The 20,013-nt window shown below is 57.7% G+C and carries 24 protein-coding genes, 1 tRNA gene and 1 pseudogene; 17 read left to right on the top strand and 9 right to left on the bottom strand.

Annotated elements, in window-relative coordinates; all coding sequences use genetic code 11:
* The 3 genes and pseudogenes from AC6RA8_RS08555 to dgcN form a co-directional block, all read right to left on the bottom strand.
* Positions 1-352, bottom strand: a pseudogene (locus tag AC6RA8_RS08555) (exonuclease); the annotation flags it as partial.
* A complete protein-coding gene (dgcA, locus tag AC6RA8_RS08560; RefSeq protein ID WP_500352020.1) occupies positions 349-1,314 on the bottom strand; it encodes an N-acetyl-D-Glu racemase DgcA in 966 nt (321 codons plus the stop codon). The pseudogene AC6RA8_RS08555 and the gene dgcA, both read right to left, overlap by 4 nt.
* A 62-nt stretch (positions 1,315-1,376) precedes the next feature.
* On the bottom strand, positions 1,377-2,375 hold the full coding sequence (gene dgcN, locus AC6RA8_RS08565; protein ID WP_500352022.1) for an N-acetyltransferase DgcN: 999 nt from the start codon (positions 2,373-2,375) through the stop codon (positions 1,377-1,379).
* A 256-nt stretch (positions 2,376-2,631) separates the two neighbouring features.
* Between dgcN and AC6RA8_RS08570 the strand changes: the two genes are divergently transcribed.
* A complete protein-coding gene (locus AC6RA8_RS08570) occupies positions 2,632-3,591 on the top strand; it encodes an L-malyl-CoA/beta-methylmalyl-CoA lyase (RefSeq protein WP_500352024.1) in 960 nt (319 codons plus the stop codon).
* Positions 3,592-3,654: 63 nt separating this feature from the next.
* Here the strand turns inward: AC6RA8_RS08570 and AC6RA8_RS08575 are convergent, their stop codons facing one another.
* Positions 3,655-4,131 (bottom strand): transglycosylase SLT domain-containing protein, encoded by a 477-nt coding sequence (locus AC6RA8_RS08575; RefSeq protein ID WP_500352026.1) that lies wholly within the window; start codon positions 4,129-4,131, stop codon positions 3,655-3,657.
* A 110-nt stretch (positions 4,132-4,241) separates the two neighbouring features.
* Between AC6RA8_RS08575 and AC6RA8_RS08580 the strand changes: the two genes are divergently transcribed.
* Complete coding sequence (locus tag AC6RA8_RS08580) at positions 4,242-4,712, top strand: DUF302 domain-containing protein (RefSeq protein ID WP_500352028.1); 471 nt, start codon at positions 4,242-4,244, stop codon at positions 4,710-4,712.
* 6 nt (positions 4,713-4,718) lie between these two features.
* On the opposite strand, the gene AC6RA8_RS08585 is transcribed toward AC6RA8_RS08580, so the two are convergent.
* A complete protein-coding gene (locus tag AC6RA8_RS08585; RefSeq protein WP_500352030.1) occupies positions 4,719-5,171 on the bottom strand; it encodes an Lrp/AsnC family transcriptional regulator in 453 nt (150 codons plus the stop codon).
* Between the two features lie 72 nt (positions 5,172-5,243).
* On the opposite strand from AC6RA8_RS08585, the gene AC6RA8_RS08590 reads away from it, so the two are divergent.
* Together AC6RA8_RS08590 and AC6RA8_RS08595 are read left to right on the top strand one after the other, a co-directional pair.
* Positions 5,244-5,837, top strand: a complete 594-nt coding sequence (locus AC6RA8_RS08590) for a LysE family translocator (RefSeq protein ID WP_500352032.1) — start codon at positions 5,244-5,246, stop codon at positions 5,835-5,837.
* 58 nt (positions 5,838-5,895) lie between these two features.
* Entirely contained in the window at positions 5,896-6,858 is a 963-nt protein-coding gene (locus AC6RA8_RS08595; RefSeq protein WP_500352034.1) for an acetyl-CoA carboxylase carboxyltransferase subunit alpha, read from the top strand.
* On the opposite strand, the gene AC6RA8_RS08600 is transcribed toward AC6RA8_RS08595, so the two are convergent.
* Both AC6RA8_RS08600 and AC6RA8_RS08605 read right to left on the bottom strand, forming a co-directional pair.
* Positions 6,859-7,509 (bottom strand): GntR family transcriptional regulator, encoded by a 651-nt coding sequence (locus AC6RA8_RS08600; protein ID WP_500352036.1) that lies wholly within the window; start codon positions 7,507-7,509, stop codon positions 6,859-6,861.
* Between the two features lie 31 nt (positions 7,510-7,540).
* The gene (locus AC6RA8_RS08605; RefSeq protein WP_500352038.1) at positions 7,541-8,233 is read right to left on the bottom strand and encodes a M48 family metallopeptidase; all 693 of its coding nucleotides are present in this window, start codon (positions 8,231-8,233) and stop codon (positions 7,541-7,543) included.
* Between the two features lie 154 nt (positions 8,234-8,387).
* Between AC6RA8_RS08605 and AC6RA8_RS08610 the strand changes: the two genes are divergently transcribed.
* The 7 genes from AC6RA8_RS08610 to AC6RA8_RS08640 all read left to right on the top strand — a co-directional run bounded on the left by AC6RA8_RS08610 (position 8,388) and on the right by AC6RA8_RS08640 (position 13,826).
* A complete protein-coding gene (locus tag AC6RA8_RS08610) occupies positions 8,388-8,720 on the top strand; it encodes a TIGR02300 family protein (RefSeq protein WP_500352039.1) in 333 nt (110 codons plus the stop codon).
* A 91-nt stretch (positions 8,721-8,811) separates the two neighbouring features.
* A tRNA-Ala gene (locus AC6RA8_RS08615) sits at positions 8,812-8,887 on the top strand.
* Positions 8,888-9,165: 278 nt separating this feature from the next.
* Entirely contained in the window at positions 9,166-9,987 is an 822-nt protein-coding gene (phnC, locus tag AC6RA8_RS08620; protein WP_500352040.1) for a phosphonate ABC transporter ATP-binding protein, read from the top strand.
* A gap of 54 nt (positions 9,988-10,041) precedes the next feature.
* Entirely contained in the window at positions 10,042-10,947 is a 906-nt protein-coding gene (gene phnD / locus AC6RA8_RS08625; RefSeq protein WP_500352042.1) for a phosphonate ABC transporter substrate-binding protein, read from the top strand.
* A 64-nt stretch (positions 10,948-11,011) separates the two neighbouring features.
* On the top strand, positions 11,012-11,893 hold the full coding sequence (phnE, locus tag AC6RA8_RS08630; protein WP_500352044.1) for a phosphonate ABC transporter, permease protein PhnE: 882 nt from the start codon (positions 11,012-11,014) through the stop codon (positions 11,891-11,893).
* Positions 11,890-13,209, top strand: a complete 1,320-nt coding sequence (phnE, locus tag AC6RA8_RS08635) for a phosphonate ABC transporter, permease protein PhnE (RefSeq protein ID WP_500352046.1) — start codon at positions 11,890-11,892, stop codon at positions 13,207-13,209. The genes phnE (AC6RA8_RS08630) and phnE (AC6RA8_RS08635) overlap by 4 nt, the downstream gene beginning before the upstream one ends.
* Positions 13,209-13,826, top strand: a complete 618-nt coding sequence (locus AC6RA8_RS08640; protein ID WP_500352083.1) for an LbetaH domain-containing protein — start codon at positions 13,209-13,211, stop codon at positions 13,824-13,826. Before phnE (AC6RA8_RS08635) ends, AC6RA8_RS08640 begins: the two co-directional genes overlap by 1 nt.
* A 1-nt stretch (position 13,827) precedes the next feature.
* Here AC6RA8_RS08640 and AC6RA8_RS08645 read toward each other — a convergent pair whose 3' ends face one another.
* Both AC6RA8_RS08645 and phnF read right to left on the bottom strand, forming a co-directional pair.
* The gene (locus tag AC6RA8_RS08645) at positions 13,828-15,009 is read right to left on the bottom strand and encodes an alpha-D-ribose 1-methylphosphonate 5-triphosphate diphosphatase (protein WP_500352048.1); all 1,182 of its coding nucleotides are present in this window, start codon (positions 15,007-15,009) and stop codon (positions 13,828-13,830) included.
* 82 nt (positions 15,010-15,091) lie between these two features.
* Positions 15,092-15,805, bottom strand: coding sequence for a phosphonate metabolism transcriptional regulator PhnF (gene phnF, locus AC6RA8_RS08650; protein ID WP_500352050.1), 714 nt, complete (start codon positions 15,803-15,805; stop codon positions 15,092-15,094).
* Between the two features lie 102 nt (positions 15,806-15,907).
* Between phnF and phnG the strand changes: the two genes are divergently transcribed.
* Genes phnG through phnK form a run of 6 tightly spaced genes read left to right on the top strand, consistent with a single transcriptional unit; the run spans position 15,908 to position 19,984 of the window.
* A complete protein-coding gene (gene phnG, locus AC6RA8_RS08655; RefSeq protein ID WP_500352052.1) occupies positions 15,908-16,363 on the top strand; it encodes a phosphonate C-P lyase system protein PhnG in 456 nt (151 codons plus the stop codon).
* Positions 16,363-16,923, top strand: coding sequence for a phosphonate C-P lyase system protein PhnH (gene phnH / locus AC6RA8_RS08660; protein ID WP_500352054.1), 561 nt, complete (start codon positions 16,363-16,365; stop codon positions 16,921-16,923). Before phnG ends, phnH begins: the two co-directional genes overlap by 1 nt.
* Before the next feature lies 1 nt (position 16,924).
* Positions 16,925-18,016, top strand: a complete 1,092-nt coding sequence (locus tag AC6RA8_RS08665; protein ID WP_500352056.1) for a carbon-phosphorus lyase complex subunit — start codon at positions 16,925-16,927, stop codon at positions 18,014-18,016.
* Positions 18,013-18,882 carry an alpha-D-ribose 1-methylphosphonate 5-phosphate C-P-lyase PhnJ gene (locus AC6RA8_RS08670; protein WP_500352057.1) on the top strand — a complete coding sequence of 290 codons (870 nt, stop codon included), beginning with the start codon at positions 18,013-18,015 and terminating at the stop codon, positions 18,880-18,882. The genes AC6RA8_RS08665 and AC6RA8_RS08670 overlap by 4 nt, the downstream gene beginning before the upstream one ends.
* Entirely contained in the window at positions 18,879-19,214 is a 336-nt protein-coding gene (locus AC6RA8_RS08675) for an NIPSNAP family protein (RefSeq protein WP_500352059.1), read from the top strand. Before AC6RA8_RS08670 ends, AC6RA8_RS08675 begins: the two co-directional genes overlap by 4 nt.
* On the top strand, positions 19,214-19,984 hold the full coding sequence (gene phnK, locus AC6RA8_RS08680) for a phosphonate C-P lyase system protein PhnK (protein WP_500352060.1): 771 nt from the start codon (positions 19,214-19,216) through the stop codon (positions 19,982-19,984). The genes AC6RA8_RS08675 and phnK overlap by 1 nt, the downstream gene beginning before the upstream one ends.
* The last annotated feature ends 29 nt before the right edge of the window (positions 19,985-20,013 follow it).

The following is a 20,013-nucleotide window of genomic DNA, read 5'->3' on the forward strand; positions in this document are numbered from 1 at the left end:
CCATGTTGAACTCATCCTTGCCCCAGGCCCACATACGGTCATCACCGGCAAAACTGCCGAATTGTTCCAGTGCATTGGCCAGCGATACGCCTTCTTGCGCCAAACGCTCCTCGGTGACACCCGTCAGTTTCGCGTTCAATGGATCAAGAACGAGCGGCACACCTGTGCGGTCCATTGGTCGGATCAGCACTTCGAAACGCTCAAGAGTATTGTAAGGCGCTTCGAGCGACAAACGAACCGCGCCGATCTGAAAAACAACCGGATCAGGGTCATGGGGACCGCACCAGAACCGTTGCGGCGCGCCCGGCGCTGTTGCGAACTCGCAATCATAAATGATTGCGGTTCGGCTCATCCCCAAAGCTCTGCATTCGGGGGATGAACGCCAGAGGTGTCATAATGCAAAGGCGCCTGCCGGTCTTCTGCCAACAAGAGCGGCCCATCTAAGTCGACAACCGCCGCGCCCTGCGCCACCAGCGTCGCGGGTGCCATGGCAAGGGACGTTCCCACCATGCATCCGACCATGATGCTGTAGCCTTCAGCAAGAGCCGCGTCGCGCAGAGCCAGCGCCTCGGTCAGCCCGCCGGTCTTGTCGACTTTGATATTGACCATATCGTACTTGCCCTTGAGCGCAGGCAAGTCTGCACGGTCGTGGCAGGATTCATCGGCACAGACCGGAACGGGCCGGTCCAGACCAATCAGGGCGTCATCATCCCCGGCAGGCAAAGGCTGTTCCACCATCTGTACACCCAGGCGCACCAAGTGCGGGGCCAGATCAGCGTAGATCTCGGCGGACCAACCCTCATTGGCATCGACAATGATGCGGGAGGATGGGGCCCCGGCCCGAACGGCTTCAAGCCGGGGCATATCATCTGGTGTGCCCAGCTTGATTTTCAGAAGCGGGCGATGCGCGTTCTGCGCGGCTTGCGCCTGCATCGCCTCGGGTGTGTCCAGTGACAGGGTGTATGCGGTGATCTCGGGGGCGGGCGTTGGAAGACCTGCAAGGTCCCAAGCGCGTTTGCCCGCCTGCTTGCATTCGAGATCCCACAAGGCGCAGTCAACTGCATTGCGGGCCGCACCCGCCGGCAAGAGATCATATAGCGCCGCCCGCGTCACCGTCTCGGGCAGGGCTTTGATTTCTGCAGTTACACTGTCTAGCGTTTCGTCATAGCGGGCGTATGGGACACATTCGCCAACGCCCGTGTGAACCCCATCCGTGGCCTTGGCCGTCAGCACATGCGCCTCGGTTCGTGACCCACGAGAAATGGTAAACGCCTGCGCCAGACGAAAAACATCACGAGTTACATCTATGCGCATGCGCCCACCATTTCTTGTTCAAGCATCACCCTTGGCGATGGCAAAGTTACAACGTCATTCCGTCAGGATGACAGAGCGTCCACCAGCTTGCCAGCGCCAAAGCGGAACGGATCAGCAGCGGGAAGACCCATCCGGTCTTCGATCTCCGCCAAGCATGCACGTGCTGCGTCTTCATCCAGCGCCTTGGTGTTCACCGACACACCAGCGACAAAGCAATCCGGGTTTGCAACACGGGCAATCGGAAGCGCTGTATCACGCAGCTGTTCAAGCGACGGCAACCCGTAGTGCGGCAGTCCGCGCATATGTGTCCGGGTTGGTTCGTGGCACAGGATCAGCGCGTCGGGCTGACCGCCATGGATCAGTGCCATTGTCACACCGGAATAGGACACGTGGAACAGGCTGCCCTGCCCTTCAATGTGATCCCAATGATCGTCGTCATTGTCTGGCGTGAGGTACTCAACCGCGCCCGCCATGAAATCCGCAATTACTGCGTCCAATGGCACACCTTTGCCAGTGATCAGGATACCCGTCTGTCCGGTTGCGCGGAAATCAGAATTCATACCCCGCTTGCGCATCTCCGCGTCCATCGACATGGCGGTATACATCTTGCCGCAGGAACAATCTGTTCCTATGGCCAACACGCGCTTGCCGCTGCGCTTTTTGCCGTTGGCAATAGGGTATGCGATCGTGGGAATACGCACATCGTGCAGTGTACAGCCATTCACACGTGCGGCGGCCTGAAGTTCATCCTCGTCCCGCAAAAGATTATGCAGACCAGCGGCAATATCATATCCCATTTGCAGCGCCTTCACGAGCACGACCTTCCAGGCATCGGAGATCACACCGCCGCGGTTTGCCACGCCGATCACAAGGGTCTTGGCTCCGGCCGCCTGCCCTTCCTCAAGAGTCATGTCGGTCAGCCCCATATCGGCGCCGCACCCTTCCAAACGGATTTGGCCCACAGCATTTTCGGGGCGCCAGTCCTTGATCCCCTGCGCCACTTTGGCAGCCAACTGGTCCGGCGCGTCGCCAAGGAACAATAGATATGGTGTTTGAATCATCTGACATCCCCTTCGTCGTTGCGCGGCATTTTAGCCATGCTGAGCGCAATCAAATCGTGAAACTGCTCCAGATCTAACCAATTGCCGAAGATTCTTGCGCAAGTTTCCATTTTGCGCACATTTTTTGCGACAAGACTCACATGCTTGGCAGAATCGCCGCGTCATGCTGCAGGTGCAAAATGCGCCTTGCGCAGCAGTGCGCAATTTAATACCAGCCAGACAGCCCCACGTGAAATTATCTTACAAAGGTTGTGCCATGTCTTTCCGTCTTCAACCAACACCCCCCGCCCGTCCAAACCGTTGCCAATTGTTTGGCCCTGGATCTCGCCCCGCAATTTTCGAGAAGATGGCAGCATCGGCGGCAGACGTCATCAACCTTGATCTGGAAGACAGTGTTGCACCAAGCGACAAGTACAGCGCGCGGGCAAACGTCATCGAAGCCATCGGCAACATCGATTGGGGCAACAAGACATTGTCGATCCGTATCAATGGCCTCGACACCCCTTATTGGTATCGGGATGTGGTCGATCTGATGGAACAGGCGGGCGACCGGCTGGACCAGATCATGATCCCCAAGGTCGGCAACGCCGCAGACATCTACGCGGTTGATGCGCTTGTCACGTCCATCGAAGCGGCCAAGGGGCGGACCAAACCCATCACCTTCGAGGTTATCATCGAATCCGCCGCCGGTATCGCCCATGTCGAAGAAATTGCCGCAGCCTCACCACGGCTTGCAGCCATGTCGCTGGGCGCGGCTGACTTTGCTGCCTCCATGGGCATGGCAACCACCGGTATCGGCGGGACACAGGCTAACTACTATATGATCCATGAAGGCCAGAAACACTGGTCTGACCCTTGGCACTGGGCCCAGGCCGCCATTGTCGCCGCCTGCCGCACCCATGGCGTGCTGCCCGTAGACGGGCCTTTCGGTGATTTTTCAGACGATGACGGGTTCCGGGCACAAGCCTTGCGGTCGGCCACCCTTGGAATGGTCGGGAAGTGGGCCATCCATCCCAAACAGGTCGCACTGGCAAACGAGGTGTTCACCCCATCCAACGAGGCAGTGGCCGAGGCGCGCGAAATCCTCGCGGCGATGGAGGAGGCCAAGGCCAAAGGCGAAGGCGCAACTGTATACAAGGGCCGCCTTGTCGACATTGCGTCGATCAAACAGGCGGAAGTCATCGTACGTCAATCCGAGATGATCGCAGGCATTTAAGAGCCAAAAGGGACGGCGGGTGGGGCGTCTTTGCCACAGGCAAACAGCGTCTGCCCGTCGTTCTCAATCCGGCCAGACCTTGCGACCATCAACGCCCGTCTCTTCGATCAAGCCCAACCGCTTGGCTTCGAAATAGTAGCCGCGGGCATACCACATCACCGCCGCATCCATGTCTTCCCCAGACACCAACCATGCCCCGCGCAAATAGCGCGTGGCATATTTCAGGTTTGTCTCTGCATCGAGCAATTCATTCGGCTGCCCTCGAAACCCCATGCTGCGCGCAGTGGCGGGGAGGATCTGCATCAAACCGTAATAAGGCCCGTTTCGCGCCTCGGGCCGGTGCGTACTTTCGCGAATGACAACGCGCTGCACCAAGGCCACGGGAATGTCGTTAGCTGCCGCTGCTGCCTCGATTTGCTGCCGCAATTGGGGCGTTTCATTAGGGTAAAGCGGCACAGCAGGCGCCACTGGCGCCTCGGGTTCAGGGCTGGAGCAGGCAGTCAGCACAGCCACAACGCAAATCAGGATCAAACGGGTCATACAGCATGCCTAGTGGCTGGCGGGTTTAGACACCACGCACACAGACGTGATTGGGCAAGTCCCCGCTCACATGCTTCCCTGCCACAACAATTGCATCACCGGAGACACTCATGCGCCTGATCCTTGCTGCTCTCGCACTGACCGTAACAACACTCGTGGCACAGGCCGAGATGGCCCCAAGGGAAGGTTGGTCCGTGACCCCAACCACCAAAGGCTACGACCAGTTGATCGCAGACGTTAAAGCGGCGGCCAAGGCCAACAAGATGGGCGCTGTTACCCAAGCCGGCCCCACCGGGGCGGCAAAGTCTCGTGGCATCACCATTCCAGGCAACCGGGTGATCGGGCTATTCAATAATGTCTACGCTGTGAACATCCTGAACCTGTCCACGGCCGCGATGATCGAAGCGCCCGTGCGCGTGTACGTGACGGAAAATGAGGATGGTACCGCGACGCTCAGCTACAAGACCCCATCGTACGTGTTTGCGCCTTACGTGGAGGAGGCCGGCTCGGAACTAGCGATCCTGGCTCAGGAACTGGACGCAATCTTTGCGGCCATTTCAGATCGGGCGACGCAGGAATAGGTTAAGCTAGGCACGCTCGTCCTTCGGAGAGCCTATTACAACATAAGACGTGATGGCGTTGACCTGTGGAAGCGCGCCCAGCAGGTCCGTATGAAACGTTTTGTAGCTGGGCAGATCGGCACACTCGACGCGCAACAGATATTCGATTGTACCGGTTATGTTGTGGCACTCGCGCACTTCGGGCGCACGGGAAATTGCACGCTCAAACGCTTCCTGGCTCGCCTTGGAGTGGTCATTCAGCCCAACACCTATATAGGCCACAAAACCCGTTCCCATTTTGGTTCTGTCCAGAACAGCGCGGTACCCGGTGATAATCCCTGCCCGCTCCAATTCCTGCACGCGGCGCAAGCAGGCAGACGGCGACAGCCCAACGCGATCGGCCAGTTCGATGTTACTGATCCGACCATCGCGGGACAGTTCTTGCAATATATGCTCGTTGATGCGATCAATCTTCGTCATTGGTTGCTCAAATAGCCCAAATACTATCTATTTCGCAATCTGTCTCATCCAATACTCCCGCATTTATTGCACATGACCTACGACCTCCTCACCGCTTTGGCCGCGTTTGCCTTTGTCAGTTCCATAACGCCCGGTCCCAACAACCTGATGCTGATGGCATCTGGTGCAAATTTCGGCTTTCGCCGCACAATCCCGCATATGCTCGGCGTTGGGCTGGGCTTTGTGTTCATGGTGCTTTTGGTTGGCGCAGGCTTGATCCAGATCTTCGACCTGTACCCGGTCAGCCACACCGTCCTGAAAGTGGCATCAGTCACCTATCTTCTTTACCTTGCATGGAAGATTGCGACCGCAGCGCCTGCAAAAAAGGGTGCGGCCAAGGGAACGCCCATGACATTCATGCAAGCGGCCGCCTTTCAATGGGTCAATCCAAAGGCATGGACCATGGCGCTGACCGCCGTGACCGTCTACACGCCCGACACGACCCTATGGGCAATAGCCCTCGTTGCAATCGTCTTTGGCGCAATCAACCTGCCATCTGTCAGTTCGTGGACATTGCTCGGCCAGCAGATGGCGCGGGTGCTTACCAACCCAGGCCGCTTGACCGCGTTCAACTGGACGATGGCAGCACTTCTTGTGGCATCGCTGTACCCCGTGATCTTTCCCTAACGTTGCAAATGCTGCATCCTGCGGCCATATAGCGAAAAATCGCATCGGGGACGCAGGCGTGACGCAGTATCTTGAATTCGAAAAACCGTTGGCTGAAATCGAGGGCAAGGCAGAAGAACTGCGGGCCCTTGCACGCCAGAGCGAAGACATGGACGTCACTGACGAGGCCGCGGGTCTTGATACCAAGGCAGCGCAGATGCTTGATGACCTTTATGGTGATCTGACTCCCTGGCGCAAATGTCAGGTGGCGCGCCACCCCGACCGCCCTCATTGTCGCGACTACATTGAAACGTTGTTCACAGAATACACCCCGCTTGCGGGTGACCGAAATTTCGCTGACGATCACGCGGTCATGGGTGGATTGGCCCGCATGAACGACAGGCCCGTTGTCGTGATCGGCCACGAAAAGGGCAACGACACCAAATCACGCATCGAACGTAACTTTGGCATGGCGCGCCCCGAGGGTTATCGCAAGGCCATCCGGCTGATGGATATGGCTGACCGCTTCGGCCTACCAGTCATTACGCTTGTTGACACACCCGGTGCCTACCCAGGCAAAGGCGCTGAAGAGCGTGGGCAATCCGAGGCGATTGCACGTTCTACCGAAAAGTGCCTGCAGATCGGCGTACCCCTGGTTTCCGTCGTGATTGGCGAGGGTGGATCGGGTGGCGCAGTGGCATTTGCCACAGCGAACAAAGTCGCGATGTTGGAGCACTCGGTGTATTCGGTGATTAGCCCCGAGGGCTGTGCTTCGATCCTATGGAAAGACGCAGAAAAGATGCGCGAGGCGGCTGAAGCACTGCGCCTGACTGCACAAGACCTCAAGCAACTCGGTGTGACCGACCGGATCATCCCAGAAGCCGTGGGTGGCGCACACAGGCATCGCGAAGATACAATTGCCTCTGTTGGCAATGCCCTGTCCGCAATGCTGGAAGAGCTCGACGGCAAAGATCGCGCGACACTCATCAGCGACCGCAGACAAAAATTTCTGAGCCTCGGCAGCACAGGGCTGGCCGCCTGATCAGCTCGCCAACATGCGCAAACCTTGCGTGACGTCGGACCGGACCGCGAGGCGGAGACTGGGTTCGTCACCCGCGCGCAAAGCAGCAATGATCAAGCGGTGGTATCGCGGCGGCTCGGTCCTTCGCAAGCGACCATACAGGGCCCGCATCGTCGGGCCCATCTGCAACCATACCGTCTCAGCCATCGCCAACATCGCGGGGGCCTGTGCCCGCAGATAGAGCGTGCGGTGAAATTCGAGGTTGGTGCGGATGTAACTGACCGCATCGCGGTGCGCGACAGCTTCGGCAACGGCGCTGTTGATGCTTTGCAATCGTTCGATCAAAGCCAAGTGCGCGCGCGGTAGTGCCCGGGTGGCCAACTCTACCTCGATCAAGGCCCGGAGAGCCGCAAGCTCTTCGATCCTCTCGTTGGACAGTTCCGGAGTGGAGACACGCCCGGATTGAGACAGGGTCAATGCACCTTCCGCCACCAGACGGCGTACCGCTTCACGCGCGGGGGTCATCGATACGTCATACTGCTTGCCGATCCCCCGCAGGGTCAAAGCCTGCCCGGGGGCAATATCACCATGCATAATGCGTGTCCTCAGACGGCGATAAACGCGATCATGGGCTGCTGACGCCGTATCTCGGGTGCGTGGAACCTGCTGCATCACCTTTTGTGATCACACGATGCCATACGGGTCAATCGCCAAAGCGGAAGCGATGCAGAGTGTTACCTTCAGTCCTCAGCCAGCGCCGCTGTGCATCATAAGGCCCGTGAATCCGAGAAACGGCATCCCAGAATGCGGCCGAGTGGTTCATCTGTTCCAAGTGGGCCACCTCGTGGGCGGCCACGTAGCTTAAGACTTCGGGCGGAGCGAGAATGAGGCGCCACGAGAACATCAGCCGACCGGCTGATGAACATGATCCCCACCGGGACCGCGTGTCCCGCAAGGTCAGGCCATTGTAAGACCGGCCAAGCCGCTGGGCGTAATCATCACAGGCCACGGCCAATACATCCCGCGCGCGGGCTTTGAGGAAGCCGAGGACCCGAGCCGGAGCGTTCTCAGACGGGCCGGGAACCAGCAATGCATTGTCCGTCATCACAACCCGCCTACCCGTTCCCTGGGCGATGCTGCGTGCTTGCCCCTCCACGGGTAAATGTGTTCCTGCACCTACAATCACATCATCAACCCGTGCCGCCAGATGCTTGCGAATCCAAGGCTCTTTCTGGCGCGCGAAGTCGAGCGCTTCCCTCTCTGCCACATGCGTTGGCAAGGTCAGTGTGACGCGACCATCCAAGGATGAAATGCGAAGAGTGATGCGCCGCGCCCGCGGGGACCGGCGCAGCGTCAGAACAATGTTGGGGCGTCCTTGAAGTACCCGTTCAGCCATCCCATCTCCGCATCCCGGGCCAACACCCAACCATAAGGCTTTGACTCCGTCCCGACCTTATGGCACTTGCCCAGAATCGCCGCAACACGAGGCACGCCCTTTTACCCGCTTTCATAGCGCCGGACCGGGCTACGCGCAGACAAGAGGATGACACATGCCAAAGGAAGAATGGGGCACCAAGCGACTTTGTCCGACGACAGGAAAACGGTTCTACGATATGAATCGAACGCCGATCATCAGCCCCTATACTGGTGATGTGGTCGAAGTCGACAGCTCGAAAACCCGTATGATCGCTGCTGACGCAGAAGATGCCGCGTCGGCCAAGAACAAAGCCAAGACCGTCGCGGACGAAGAAGATCAAGTGCTGGACGACGACGATGTTGATGTCGAGCTGGATGACGATCTGCTGGATGATGACGACGACGATGAAGACAACGTCTCGCTCGACGAGCTGGCGGACGTGGCGGCTGAAGAAGACGAGTCGTAAACGCAAGCGCCAAACGGGATCTTTTTCGCTTGATCCCGTTTGGCAAAGCGCCTAATCAGCGGCGCACGGCTGGAAGCAGCCAACCAAGGATGGGGCATTAGCTCAGCTGGGAGAGCGCCTGCATGGCATGCAGGAGGTCAGCGGTTCGATCCCGCTATGCTCCACCATCCATTTCCGCGAATTCACACACACACCAGCGCGCTGGTTGTACCTGCAGGCGCTGACTTGCGCGCGTTTGCTGCGCAGCCACTCTGAGCGCAGCGTTCGCCATTTTTATTGCCGCATGGCAGCAATAAAAAAGGTCGGAAAGCGGGCCGTTCGGTTACTTTCAGAGTACCGCTTGCCCTTATCGTGACACGCAGCAGCGTCACAAAAACTTCGTGCATCTGATACATTTTCGAATCCAAAGCGGCCGATACACCCCGGTATTGAACCGGGGAATGGTATGCTCAAGATCGAACGACTGACCAAAGCATTTGGGCAGAACATCGCGGTTGATGCTGCATCGGTTCAAATCGACCGTCCCCAAATGATCGGCATTATCGGGCGCTCTGGCGCCGGAAAATCAACACTGCTGCGCATGTTGAATCGGCTCACCGATCACACGTCCGGCACCATCCATTTCGAGGGACAGGACATCACATCTCTGAAAGGTGCGGCCAAGCGCGCGTGGCAGAGCCAATGCGCGATGATCTTTCAACAGTTCAACCTGGTTCCGCGAATGGATGTGGTCTCAAACGTGCTTCACGGCACTTTGAATCGTCGGTCAACAGTCGCGACCCTGTTCAACCTGTATCCAACTGAAGACATCCATCGGGCAATCGACATCCTTGATCGGCTGGGCATTGCCGAACACGCACCGAAACGGGCCGAAGCCCTGTCCGGCGGTCAGCAACAGCGCGTCGCGATTGCCCGCGCACTCATGCAAGATCCCAAGATCATACTTGCAGACGAACCTATTGCCTCTCTTGATCCAATGAACGCTCAGATCGTGATGCAGGCTCTGCGCCGGATTCACGAAGAGGATGGCCGCACGGTCATCGCAAACCTGCACACGCTGGACACCGCACGGCGCTATTGCGACCGCGTGATCGGTATGCGCGCGGGCAAGATCGTGTTTGACGCAACGCCTGAAAAGCTGACCACATCCATGGCCCGCGAAATCTATGGCGCCGGCGCAGAGTTTTCCGAAAGCGCAACATCGACCGAGATCGAGACACTCGACGCTTCGGAAAAAGCCAAGATGGAGGCCGAAGCCTACGTCTGACCTTCATCCCCGGTGCACCCGCGCTGGGGTTTTTTCGTTCAAACGGAGAGAAAAATGAAAAAGATCATCGCTGCCGCTCTGGCAACCACGGCACTGGCGACAGTCGCCTCGGCTGAAGACATCACCGAATTCCGCATTGGCCTTTTGGGCGGAGAGAACGCTCAGGATCGCCTGAATTCAAATGAGTGCCTGCGCGCCTATACAGAAGAAACGCTTGGCGTTGACACCAAGCTGTTTGCCCCCGCCGACTATGCCGGTGTGATCCAGGGTCTGGTCGGTGGCACGCTGGACATGGCGTGGCTGGGCGCCTCTTCCTATGCAGCGACATATCTGCAGAACCCCGACGCGGTCGAACCTGTGCTGGTCAAGATCAACCTCGACGGCTCCTACGGCTATCACTCCATAGGGTTTGCCCGTGCAGACAGCGGCATCACCAACCTCGACGAGATGGAAGGCAAAGTATTTGGTTTCGGCGACCCCAACTCGACCTCGGGCTACCTGATCCCTTCGATCGAAATCCCGCAAGCGGCTGACAAGATCACAATGGAGTCTGGCGACTACTTCGGTGACGTCAAATTCACAGGCGGTCATGAGCAAACCATCGTCGCGGTCAACAACGGCGACATCGACGCTGGCGTGACATGGGCGGACGGCCAGGGAAATTGGGAAGACGGCTATAACTCGGGCGCGCTGCGCAAAGCCGTAGATGCAGGCTTGGTCGACATGAACGACCTTGTTCAAATCTGGAAATCCAAACCGATCCCGGAAGGCCCCGTCGTTTTACGCAAGGACCTGCCCGAAGATGTCAAAGCCAAGATGATCGCTCTGGTCGACAACATGTACGACACGGACAAGGACTGTACTTACAACATCTCGGCTGGTGAAAGCTTGGGCTTCGATCCGATCACCCACGAGGCATACGTCTCAGTTGTTGAAGCACGTAAAGCCAAATCAAACTAATTTAAGCCTGTGTCTGCCGGGTCCCCAGCAATTGGGGGTCCGGCAATTCGTTGGGGGTAAGGGCATGGCAGAAACAACCGCAGGCATGCGCGACCTGGGCGTCATCCAAGACGACTACTTGGCATTGACCCGGCAAAAGCGCCTCTATTCCTTTATCCTGTTGATAATATTCATAGCGCTCATGGTCGCCGGGTTCTCTGTCGCTGGACAGCGCAATGCAGGGTCTTTCTGGGATGGTTTGGACAACTTTTTTGACTACCCTGCGGAATTAGTGATCGAGGCGAGCGGAAAACTGGCCGAGTTGCCCGGCCATTTCGTGACCTTCTTCCCAGCCCTGATCGAAACAGTGAACATTGCGGCCGCCGCCACGTTGATAGGCGCCATCGCGGCTATTTTTCTGTCGCTACTTTCAACGCGCGGAATGGCGCGGTTCCCTGCTCTCATCCCGGTTTTTCGCCGCATCATGGACGTCAGCCGCGCCATTCCCGAGATTGTCGTGGCGCTTGTGCTGATCTTCATTCTTGGCGGTGGCCCGGTTCCCGCGATGATTGCCATTGCAATCCACACGGCGGGCGCGTTGGGCAAACTGTTCTCGGAAGTGAATGAGAATGCAGACCTGAAACCGCTTGACGGCCTCGCCTCTGTCGGAGCGACTTGGGGGCAGAAGATGACGCTTGGCATCATCCCACAGGTTGCACCCAACTGGCTAAGCTACGCACTGTTGCGGTTCGAGATAAACGTGCGCGCCTCTGCCATTTTGGGCTTTGTCGGCGCTGGCGGGCTTGGCTACGAACTCAAAAACGCCATCAGCTGGGGCCAAGGCCGCTATGATGAAGCCGCCTCGATCTTCCTACTCTTGTTCATCACGATTGTTGTCATCGATCAGACCTCTAGCCACTACCGCGATCACCTTACCCACGGGTCCAAGTCGGGACGCCGCTCATGACCATGCTCGACACCACCGACCTGAAAGGCTCCGCAGACCGTGTGGTGGCCCGCAAGCGGATCGTCAGTTTCGCCCTGCCTGCCCTAGTTCTGACCTATCTGACTTATGTCTTCTTTGCCTTCGGCGTACCCGATCTGATCACCAAGGCCGACGGAGCCAATGCGCGCGCGCTGATTGCGGACACCTACAGTCACAAAGTGCACGTAACACGGGACAACCGAAATGGTGCCGTGCGTGTCGCGGTCGAGGGCGAAAACAAAGGCGCCTATGCTGAAGATAAAAGCCCGGACTGGGTAGCACTTGGCGAGGAGACGATCATTGATGTGGGTGGCGGTCACATCATCACCTACCTTCCCGAGAACAATGGCGTAACTTACGATGTGCCAGGGTATGGCCTCATGACATTCGAGGTGTCCCGGTCGCAAGGCGTCATCCAGAACTATCCAACGGACGATATTCCAGACTGGATAAATGCATCAAAGAACCGCGTGGCCGTGACGACCGAAGCCGGCCGCCTGTCAATCACCCGCAACCGGACCGAGGTGTTCCGATACATTGTCGGATGGGAGCTGTTCTTTTTCACACCCGATAGCCCGTACTACGGACTAGGGTTCGGAGAAGTGGTCAATCGCGCTTTTGATGGTGAGGCCGCAGCTATTGCGCATGACTTCTGGACCAACAAGATGTGGCGGCATGGCGATGTGGCTTGGGCTATATTCGAAACTATCCTGATGGCCTTTCTTGGAACCATGGGTGGTGCCATCGTCGCCCTTCCGCTGGCGTTCCTGGCTGCTCGCAATTTCGCGCCGCTGGCGGCCGTGCGCATAGCAACGCGGCGCTTGTTCGACTTTATCCGCGGGGTGGATGCGCTGATCTGGACGATTATCCTGTCGCGCGCCTTCGGCTTGGGGCCATTGACGGGTGCGCTGGCTATTCTGATCACGGATACTGGTACATTCGGCAAACTGTTCTCTGAAGCTCTGGAAAACGTGGACCAGAAGCAGATCGAGGGTGTGCAGTCGACTGGCGCAAAACCGGTTCAACGTTACCGGTTTGGTGTGATCCCGCAAATCACGCCGGTGCTGATTTCACAGATTTTGTATTTCCTTGAATCCAACACCCGCAGCGCCACAGTCATTGGTGCCATCACTGGCGGCGGTATCGGTCTGTTGTTGACCCAAGCCATCATTACACAGAAGGATTGGGAAGAAGTCAGCTATTACATCATGCTGATCATAGTGATGGTTATCTTCATGGATTGGCTGTCGGGCTTGCTGCGCCGAAAACTGATCAAAGGGGGTAAGGACGGACATTGATCCCACGATTGCGCGAGGAGCCATACTTGCATGAGCAAGTGGAAGCGGTGAATACAAAGTTCGGGCGGTACAACCAGATCGGCCAGAATAGTCGGCTCGCACAAGTGGAGATTGGCGACTACAGTTATTGCGACAGGTTTTGCGATTTGGCGAATGCAACCATTGGAAAGTTCGCCAATATCGCCAGCTTCGTCCGCATAGGCGCGACTGATCACCCGCTGGATCGCGCATCCCTACATCACTTCATGTATCGTTCTGCCAGCTATTGGAATGACGCGGAAGATGACGCTGATTGGTTCACACATCGGGCGTCACGGCGCGCCTTTATCGGGCACGACACATGGATCGGCCACAATGCACAGATCAAGCCCGAAGTGACCGTCGGCCATGGTGCGGTTGTTGCGTCCGGCGCAATTGTGACCAAAGACGTCGCACCTTACACCATCGTGGGCGGCGTCACCGCTGGTAAACTCCGGGATCGCTATGCTCCGGGTATCGCGGATCGCATGATGGCATTGGCTTGGTGGGACTGGGATCACGCGATCTTGCGGGCAAGACTCGATGATTTTCGCGGCCTGAGCGCCGAAGCCTTTCTCGAAAAATACGAAAGCCTTTGACTTATTCTGCCGCCACCGGCAGCGATGCATGCAGCTTGCTAACGCGGTTAGCAACGTCGCCGCACAAATGAGTCCACCGGCCACCAGACATAGTCGCTTCTATCTGGCGTGTGTCGATGTTGATGATGGTCAGGTCGGCCCGCTTTCCGACGCTCAAAGTGCCACGATCATTCAGCCCCATGATCTGAGCCGGCCGAGACGAAATCATATCCCATGCTGCAGGGAAGCTTCGCAAACCTTGGTCGGCCAAGGTAAACGCCGCTTGCGCCAAGGCGGGGTAGTAGTAATCCGATACAAGCGCATCACACGCGCTTGCGCCAATCAGCACGGCAGCTGCAATGTTGTTCGACTGACTGCCGCCGCGCACGACATTTGGTGCACCCATGAGTATCGGGTCTCGCCAAGTACGGGCGACGATCGCAGCGCTCATAGCGGTTGGAAACTCACAAACCTTCGCCCCAATCATGGAATAGCGTTCGCGGGTAGCGGCGTCCTTATCATCATGGCTCCCATACTTCACACCAAGTCGATCGAAAGCTGACGCGAGATTGCATAGATAACGGGGGACATCGTTATCCCGTTCCTTCGCCGCGATGACCAAGGCCATATGCTCATCCGGCGTACGCCCGGCTTTGGCGGCCCAGGCAGATATTGCTTCGGGTCTGGTGCTTGCCAGTTCAACCGCTTCGTCAAGATGGTTGTTGAAGATAACATAGTCGATCCCATGTTCCCGGATCGCGGCCAACAATCGATCCTGATAGTCCATCGTGTGCGTTTCGCACCGGATCTGGACACGAAGGTCGGTCTGCATCTGCGGGCCATAGGCCGCGTGGGCGGCAAGGAACCCTTCGGCATAGTCCGGGCTGCGGTGGCCACCTTCCCAGCTCCAGCTTTGAGCCATCCAGGCCGTCGTTACACCATTTGCGGCTGCATCTCGGTCAGTTCCAACAAGCCCTGTCAACAATGGAAACGGGGCTGATGGGCGTGGCGCCATATGGTGCTCAAACGCGTCGCCGTGCAAATCAATGATACCCGGCATGACCAGGTAGCCATGCAGGTTCAAATCACGCGCAACCGTATCAACCAGCATCCCGTCCGCGACACTGACGGGTGCATCGATCAAAGCGCCCCCTTGCAGGACGCTGGCACCGACAAGGCGCATCGAAGGATAAGGTTGGCGCATCAATCTGCCTGAACACTTGTGCTGATACTCGTCTGGATAGAATAGCCTGTGGATATGTCAGCGTCGTGACACCACAGAACTTTCACATCTCGTCCGACAGTGTCAGCGTGACGCGGTCGCCAGCGAACCATGTCTGACCCAACTCTATTGGCTGTCCAGTCAGGTCGACATTTACGCCGACACTGCGCAATAAAGGTGCCCCTTCGGCCAGGCGGAGATGAAGGGCCTGCGTTGCTGTCGCAGCTGTGGCAGTCAACCGCGTCCATGCGCGGGTATAGTCCGAGACGTTGCCGGCCTTCAGCGCCGCAGTGACCGAACCCGACGCTTGCAGTGCTTTCGGGAGGTCAGGAAATCGCCCAGCAGGGAAGATCGAACAGAACAGTGCAATGGGTTGGTCATCAGCAAAACTGAGACCGTCATAAACATGTACCTGCGCGGCTTCCGCAAGCTGCAACGCTTCCCGTTCTTTTAAGCTGGCAAGGCGGGTAATGACCGACAAAACCTGCTTGGCCGGGATGCGTCCTGCGGCCCTGAGGTTTTGGTGGAACCGCACGCGTCGGCCAATTGGATAGTCGGTCGGCGTCTGCGCAACGAATGCACCCGCTCCGCGCCGCGTGTGAACGGTTCCGGCTTTGACCAAGGCAGACAGCGCATGGCGCACCGTATGCCTGTTCACTCCAAACCGGGCCGATAGCTGCGCCTCCGTCGGAAGCTTGTCGCCGGGATTGTACAGGCCGTCGGCAATTTCTTCGGAGAGGGTGTCCGCAATGGACTTCCAGATGGGTGTGCGCGCCATGTGTCACCAAACTTTCACATCTAGCCGATGGACGCAGCAACGCGACTCGTCTATTATTTGTCTAGTTGTATAGGAATCTCGACAACTTCGCAAGGTGTATAGATGGACGGATCAAACGACCCAAACGCAGCGCGAAAGGCATGGTTATCTGTGTTGTCCAGAGCCCCGGCGCCGCATCTTGCAGAGCTTTGGACCAATGCTGGCTATGATCCAGCACACGAGGTGCTGCGCGCGCCCGAAATCGGCGCAGTCATGATCCGTGGCCGTGCTGGTGCTGTTGGCGCACCATTCAATCTGGGCGAAATGACCGTCACCCGCTGCTCCATCCGTATCGCCTCCGGGGAAGTTGGTCATGGCTATGTGCAGGGGCGCGACAAGAACCATGCGACGCAAGCCGCTTTGGTCGATGCTCTCATGCAGACGGCTGATGCGAAAAGCATAGACGCCGCAATCATCACTCCTTTGCGCAAAGCCGCCGAGCAAAGCCGCGCCACACGAGCAGCGAAAGCGGCAGCGACCAAGGTGGACTTCTTTACAATGGCGCGAGGGGAAGACTGATGGAGCAATCAAGTCTGTCCGGCGGCTTCACCGACCCGCCTCACGAAAGTGCAACAGCCTTTCGCGGGATCATGCGCGCCATGGCCTGCCCTGGAACGATTTGCCATGTTGCAGGGGCCGTGCCGCCCGCCCCGTTGTCCATCGCGGCAGGAACCGTTCTGATAACCCTCGTCGATCACGACGTTGGTGTGAACTTGGCCGGGCGCTACGACACACAAACCGTACGCAATTGGATAAAGTTTCAGGCGGGTGGACGATTGGTTGATCCAGCTGATGCGCAATTTGTTCTGGGGAATTGGGAAGACATTGATCTGTCCAACCTTGCAGTCGGCACCGCCGAATACCCTGACCGCTCTGCTACAGTCATAGGCGACATGCCGGTATTGGAGGCCAGCGGAGCAACGTTGAAAGGCCCGGGCATCAAGAGCGTCGCGCGGCTCAACCTGCCTGATCTGGAGACGTTCCAACGCAATGCTGCGCTGTTCCCCCTTGGTCTGGACTTCATGTTCACATGCGGGTCGCAAATCGCTGCCCTGCCCCGCAGCACAAAGGTGTCCTGACATGTATGTTGCGGTCAAAGGGGGCGAGAAAGCAATCGACGCAGCCCATGCCTGGCTGGCCGAGGAACGACGCGGACCAGTGGACGTGGCAGAGCTGTCAGTGCCGCAAATCAAGGGGCAGTTGAAACTGGCAGTGAACCGCGTCATGGCCGAAGGCTCGCTTTATGATGCGGACCTCGCCGCCCTCGCCATCAAGCAAGCGCGCGGCGATATGATCGAAGCGATTTTTCTGATCCGCGCGTATAGGACGACCCTGCCTCGCATCGGTAGCTCTGTAGCATTGGACACAGAGGAAATGGCGTGCGACCGCCGCGTGTCCGCTACGTTCAAGGACGCACCAGGCGGTCAGGTTCTCGGCCCAACTTTCGACTACACGCACCGGCTGCTGGATTTCAAATTGGCAGCAGAGGGAGAGATGCCGAGCGCGCCCGAACGCGAAGGTGACGCGGGCACAAAGCCACACATCATGTCCTTTCTGGATCGTGAAAGCCTGATCCAGCCAGAACCAGAAGGTGCAGAAACTCCTCCCGACCTGACTAGGGAACCCCTCGAATTACCTGCTGATAGAGCATTGCGATTGCAATCCCTGACACGCGGGGATGAAGGGTTTATCCTTGGCATGGCCTACTCGACGCAGCGCGGATACGCCCGAAACCACGCTTTTGTCGCGGAGCTGCGCATCGGAACCTGCACAGTTGAGATGGATATCCCTGAACTGGGTTTCGCGATTGAGATTGGTGAGGTCGAACTCACGGAATGTGAAACCGTGAACCAGTTCCAGGGGTCCAAGACGGAACCGCCTCAATTCACGCGGGGGTACGGACTTGTGTTCGGTATGTCCGAGCGCAAGGCCATCTCTATGGCCCTGGTCGACCGTGCACTTCGGTGGGAGGAACTGGGAGAGGACAATGTCGGTGCCCCGGCACAGAACGAAGAGTTTGTGCTGTATCACGCCGACAACATTCAGGCGACGGGCTTTCTGGAGCACATTAAGCTGCCCCACTACGTGGATTTCCAGTCCGAGCTTGAACTGATCCGCAAGCTAAGGCGCGAAGCAACGGGATGTAACCAGCAGCAGGAGGCGGCCGAGTGACGGACTACAACTTTGCCTACCTGGATGAACAAACCAAACGCATGATCCGACGTGCGATCCTCAAGGGCTTGGCTATTCCAGGGTACCAAGTGCCATTCGCAAGCCGGGAAATGCCAATGCCCTATGGTTGGGGCACCGGCGGCGTGCAGGTGTCTGCCGCAGTCATGACGCAGGAAGACGTGTTCAAGGTGATTGACCAAGGTGCAGATGACACAACCAATGCAGTGTCCATTCGACGCTTTTTTGAACGTACGGCCGATGTTGAGACGACCGAAGCCACGGCGGAGGCCACAGTCATTCAGACCCGCCACCGCATTCCCGAAGAGCCACTGACCGAGGATCAGATCCTTGTGTACCAAGTGCCGATCCCGGAACCCTTGCGTTTTTTGGAACCGTCCGAGGTCGAGACCCGCAAGATGCACGCTCTTGAGGATTATGGGCTGATGCATGTGAAGCTGTACGAGGACATCAGCGCCCATGGTGCAATAGCGACCGCCTATGCCTACCCGGTGAGTGTCGAGGGGCGCTATGTCATGGATCCATCCCCAATTCCCAAGTTTGACAATCCGAAGCTGAACATGCCCGCAATCCAGCTGTTTGGTGCCGGGCGAGAACAGCGTATCTATGCCTTACCCCCGTACACACAGGTCGTCAGTCTCGACTTCGATGACTATCCTTTCGAGGCCACCAAGGCCGACCATCCATGCGGATTGTGTGGATCGACGGACAGCTATTTGGACGAGCTGATCATCGATGACGCGGGCGGGCGCATGTTTATGTGTTCGGACACTGACTACTGTGGCGCGCGCCGGGCCAAGGGCCATTTGGGCGCCGAAGGCACACCCTTTCAGGAGGATGCAGTATGATCAACCAATTGCGTATTTACGACGTTCCACCAGAGAATGCGGAACCATTCCTCGACCGCTTTCGTGATCACGCGGCGCGACTGATGGAAACATACGGGTTCCGTATTCAAGCAATGTGGACAGAGCAGACTGAAGAGCGGTTGCGTTTTGTGTATTTGCTTGCATGGCAGGACGAAGCGGAAATGAAGGATCGCTGGGCTGCGTTCATGGCGGATGAAGAGTGGGCGCAGATCAAGAAAGAAACATCGGCACAGCACGGCACCTACGTGTTGGGCATTGAAGACGTTCTTCTGACTCCAACGACTTTCAGCGCAGCCATCGGAGAAACGTGATGAAACCGCTTTTGCAGGTCGAAGGTCTAGCCAAGTTTTATGGGCACCGCGTTGGCTGCGCCGATGTGAGCTTTGACCTTTACCCAGGCGAGGTAATGGGCATCGTCGGCGAAAGCGGATCCGGCAAGTCGACACTGCTGAATTGCATGGCAGGCCATCTCCCGCCCGACACCGGCAGGGTGCTGTTCAACACCCGAGCAGACGGAATGCGCGATACGGTCACGATGAGTGAACCGGAAAAGCGGATGCTCGGCCGAACTGACTGGGCCTTCGTCCATCAGCATGCGCATGAAGGGCTGAGGATGAACGTCAGCGCTGGCGGGAATGTGGGCGAACGCCTGATGGCTGTGGGTGTGCGACACTATGGTGAGATCCGCGATCAGGCCATGGATTGGCTGGGTAGGGTCGAGATTGCCGCCGACCGTATTGACGACCACCCCAGACAATTTTCAGGCGGTATGCAACAGCGGCTACAAATTGCGCGCAATCTGGTGACCGGCCCACGATTGGTCTTCATGGATGAACCCACCGGCGGTCTTGATGTCTCGGTTCAGGCGCGGCTGCTGGACCTGCTGCGCGGCCTGGTACGCGAAATGGGTTTGAGCGCGATCATCGTGACACATGATCTGGCCGTCGTGCGCCTGCTGGCAGACCGTCTGATGGTGATGAAAGACGGGCACGTGATCGAAACGGGGCTGACCGATCAGGTGCTGGACGACCCGCAACACGCCTATTCGCAGTTGCTTGTGTCGAGCGTGTTGCAGGTTTGACGCAAAGCACCAACCCGGAGCTTTTGGCA

This window comes from Tateyamaria sp. (assembly GCF_059783535.1).